Origin of the sequence: Cytophaga sp. (genome assembly GCF_051961495.1) — a bacterium.
Lineage (GTDB): Bacteria > Bacteroidota > Bacteroidia > Cytophagales > Cytophagaceae > Cytophaga.
In genome coordinates this window covers 1-3,993 of sequence record NZ_JBQCDF010000293.1, presented here as the reverse complement: position 1 = coordinate 3,993, position 3,993 = coordinate 1, and the positions used below count along the sequence as shown (strand labels likewise).

Genomic DNA, 3,993 nt, shown 5'->3' with positions numbered 1-3,993 from the left:
AGTAGACAGTGGTCAGAATTTACTGTTTACTGACAACTGCCTACTGTCTACTATTATTCAAAGTCTGTATACAGTAAATATTTTTTGCGCATGGTTTTATATACCTGCAAACCCGCTGCCCAGGTTTTGCGGATTTCATCTTCTGATTTTTTTTCAATGATCTGTTGCTTCAATTGCGTGGTACCAGCCAGCTTATCAAAGAAATTATTCTTTCCGAAGTACCCAACTTTATCTGACGACAATGCATACATATTGATCACATAACTCAGGTCAACTTTTTTAGCCGGTGTGATGTTACGTAGATCAAAGCCATAACATTTTTTATTCATGTGCATGGGGTCTTTTGACATGCCCACAATACTTACCGGAGTAAATGAAAAAGATGTATCTGTTGTAAATGGAGAGCCAATTACCTGAAAAGGAAAGTACGTGCCACGCCCCACACTTACATTTGTTCCTTCAAACACGCCTAAAGAAGGATATAAGCGGATTGCCTGGCTATTCGGCATATTAGGAGATGGTTTTATGGGAAGAATATATTCAGTCTTGTGTGTATAGTTTTCTACAGGTATTACGGTGTATTTACAAACCAGACTATCTTTCAACCATTTTTCTCCCTGGATCATCCGGGTAAGTTCTCCAACCGTTAAACCGTGTACAGTCGGCAAAGGCAGCATACCTACAAAAGATTTTAACTTCATATCCAGCACAGGTCCGTCCACATAATCACCGTTTGGATTTGGCCGGTCCAGCACAAGCAATTCCTTGTTATTTTCCGCACAGCTTTCCATGACCAGATATAGAGTAGAAATGTATGTAAAGAAACGTACACCTACATCCTGAATATCATACACGACGATATCAATATCTGCCAACTGTTCAGCACTTGGTTTTTTATTATTTCCATACAAAGAAACAACCGGCACGCCGGTCTTTTTATCTGTATACGAATCTACATGTTCACCAGCATCTGCTGTACCTCTGAAGCCATGTTCGGGTGCGAGGATTTTTTGTACCTGTATACCCAAAGAAAGAAGAGTATCCAGCAGGTGAGTCTGCGCAACCATGGCTGTATGATTAACCACCAGGGCCACGCGTTTATTTTTCAACAAAGCCATATAAGAATCCAGGCGTTCTGCGCCTACCTTAAGTTCAGGAGCCGGACTCTGAGGCGCCGCTTCTGACACAGAGGCTGATTGTGTTTCTGTTGAAATGTTTGTATGGGTAGGAGTGGAAGAACATGAAAAAATCATGTATAAAGGTAATCCGATAATTATCGTCAATAAGAATCCTTTAATACGCATAGAATCTGTATATTTGAATGTGAGTATTTCTCTCAAAATTAATAAAATTTGAATCTTTATTACTTTATATCGTCAAGAATACAAAAAAATGACCGGCAGTCATTTTCTTCCCTTGTACACAGGATTGCTGTGATCATTATATTTCTTGGTTTTTTATTATCTGTAACTTCTTTATGTATTCTTGATGGTTTTAAAACAAGTATACGTGAAAAGATATTCAGTTTCGGGGCTCATATTCACCTGACCAAATACGATCTGGACAAATCATATGAAGAAAGTCCGTTTATTATCCAGCACAGCACACTGGATTCCATAAAAGCCATTCCAACTGTTCAACATGTACAAGGTGTTTCACACAAACCGTGTTTATTGAAATCCGACACTGAAATTCAAGGTGTGATTTTAAAGGGGGTAGGACCTGATTTTGACATCGGAAGATTTAAAAATAATATCGTTGCCGGTTCGTTCATTAAATTCAATGATACTACTTACTCAAAGCAGATTATTGTAAGCGAAAAAATAGCAGCTAAATTAAAAATTAAAATAGGTGATAGTTTGCTGTTGTATTTTGTACAGAACCCGCCAAGATTCCGCAAGGTTGAAATATGCGGCATTTATCAAACCGGCCTTGAAGAGCTCGATGAACTTTTCATTATCGGCGACATTCAATTAAACAGAGTATTGAGCGGCTGGTCTCCGAAACAGATTGGCGGAATGGAAATCTATGTTTCAGATTTTAATATGCTGGATTCTACCGCGAGTCTGGTCTATAAAAAAATGGATTATGATATGCAGATTCAACTGATCACGGATAAATACCTGCAGATATTTGATTGGCTGGATCTGCTCAACAGAAACGTAACGATCTTCCTGGTATTAATCATGGGTGTTTCTATTTTTGTAATCGTTGCCACCCTTATTGTAATGATCATGGAACGCACACCAATGGTGGGCTTGCTGAAGGCTTTCGGTACAACGAATACAGAAGTTAGTAAGATTTTCCTCTGGAATGGTTTCAAGATCATATTGACGGGAATGACCTCCGGAAACATAGTTGCTCTGGCACTATGTGCCCTTCAGTATTATACAGGTATTGTACCGCTTGATGCCGAGAATTATTTTATGAACTCCGTACCGATAGAATTCCCGTGGGTTGCCATCATTCTTGTAAATACAGCAGGGCTGGCAATACTAAGCCTCGTATTATGGGCGCCTATTTACTTCATCTCAAGAGTAAGCCCCGTTAAGTCAATCAAATTCAATTGAGAAGTATAAAAGTGTAGAGTTTAGAGTGTAAAGTGTAAGTACTCTCTATCTAACTGGATTTTAATACGATTAGTTTGCCGCGATAGATGGGGCCAATGAAAGTATTCTTTCATTATCGTTACATTGATAACTCAAGTACACCGATCATTTAACAAATCCGCTTTTTGATTTTTGGGATTTGTTATTTGGAATTTTCTACCGGATGGTAGGTTTTGAAAAAGCTTTTAAACTTCATAAAGAGTACTCCAAAAATTGCTTCTTTAAAAATACTCATGGACATTTTGGATGTACCTCTGGTTCTGTCCATAAAAATAATAGGAACTTCTTTTAAGACGAAGCCATATTTCCAGCACAGGAATTTCATCTGGATCTGGAATGCATAACCGATGAACTTAACCTTTTGGTAAGGAATTGTTTCTAATACTTTTCTGCTGTAACATTTAAATCCTGCTGTAGCATCTTCGATCGGCATTCCGGTAACAACCTGAACATATTTACTGGCAAAGAACGACATCAGAACACGCCCGATCGGCCAGTTAACAACTGTAACACCGTTTACATATCTGCTGCCGATAGCTACATCAGCACCATCTTTTTCACAGGCATTATGCAGATTAATCAAATCTTCAGGATTGTGAGAAAAATCGGCATCCATTTCACACAGGTAATCATAACCGTTCGCAAGTCCGTAGGTAAAGCCGGCTATATAAGCTGTCCCTAAGCCCAGTTTTCCCTGGCGTTGCAGCATAAATACCCGGTTGGGATATTTAGCCATGTACTCCTTTACAAGATCGGCTGTACCATCCGGTGAATTGTCTTCCACAACTAAAATGTCGAACGGAGTAGAAAGACTCATGACTTTGTCAATCAATAAGCCAATGTTTTCTATTTCGTTATACGTTGGAATGATAATAAGTGTGCTCATATAAACTAGTCTCCAGTACTTGATAACACCGATGTGGTTTCTACTTTATCCTGCCCTGCATCAGTGGGTAAGGCCTCTTTGATGTCAGACTGTTGATTTCTCGACACTTCCCCTTGAACAATGGAAAAGTCAATATGTTGAGTGGTTCGAAAGAGGATAAGTGCAATAATCCCAATCCCCAATCCAAACCATAATGTACATAGTCGAATCAGCAGGGTTGCGGCTCCAGCAACAGCTTTTGAGGATGTTATAAGCAAATGCGTCAGTCCAAGCATGCTGCCATCAGCAGTGCCCAGCCCTCCGGGCAGACCGGAAACTGATCCGATCAATGATGAAATTGCGAGAATGAACATCGATTTAATGAATAAATCGCCGCTGACTGGGATGCCTAATCCTACATACACAAAAAATAATGCAGCACATTCACCTGTCCAGGAAATCAAACCTATCAGGATAGCAAGCAGCAAAGGGCGCCATTGTAAGAGTGAGTAAGAGCTT

4 protein-coding genes are annotated in these 3,993 nt (G+C 39.6%); 1 reads left to right on the top strand and 3 read right to left on the bottom strand.

The features are described from left to right. Positions 1 to 53: 53 nt before the first annotated feature. Positions 54 to 1,253: an exo-beta-N-acetylmuramidase NamZ family protein gene (locus ACTHJT_RS16460; protein ID WP_440240214.1), complete on the bottom strand. Its 1,200-nt coding sequence runs from the start codon at positions 1,251 to 1,253 to the stop codon at positions 54 to 56. Between the two features lie 180 nt (positions 1,254 to 1,433). Between ACTHJT_RS16460 and ACTHJT_RS16455 the strand changes: the two genes are divergently transcribed. After that, complete coding sequence (locus tag ACTHJT_RS16455) at positions 1,434 to 2,570, top strand: ABC transporter permease (protein ID WP_440240212.1); 1,137 nt, start codon at positions 1,434 to 1,436, stop codon at positions 2,568 to 2,570. A gap of 181 nt (positions 2,571 to 2,751) precedes the next feature. On the opposite strand, the gene ACTHJT_RS16450 is transcribed toward ACTHJT_RS16455, so the two are convergent. Further along, entirely contained in the window at positions 2,752 to 3,495 is a 744-nt protein-coding gene (locus tag ACTHJT_RS16450) for a polyprenol monophosphomannose synthase (protein ID WP_440240210.1), read from the bottom strand. A 5-nt stretch (positions 3,496 to 3,500) separates the two neighbouring features. Beyond that, on the bottom strand, positions 3,501 to 3,993 hold a 493-nt coding region (locus tag ACTHJT_RS16445), incomplete at its 5' end, for a lysylphosphatidylglycerol synthase transmembrane domain-containing protein (protein WP_440240208.1).

What these genes read in the sequence shown, in the direction of transcription:
- ACTHJT_RS16460 (WP_440240214.1), bottom strand. Translation starts at nt 1,253, where the DNA reads ATGATTTTTTCATGTTCTTCCACTCCTACCCATACAAACATTTCAACA.
- ACTHJT_RS16450 (WP_440240210.1), bottom strand. Translation starts at nt 3,495, where the DNA reads ATGAGCACACTTATTATCATTCCAACGTATAACGAAATAGAAAACATT.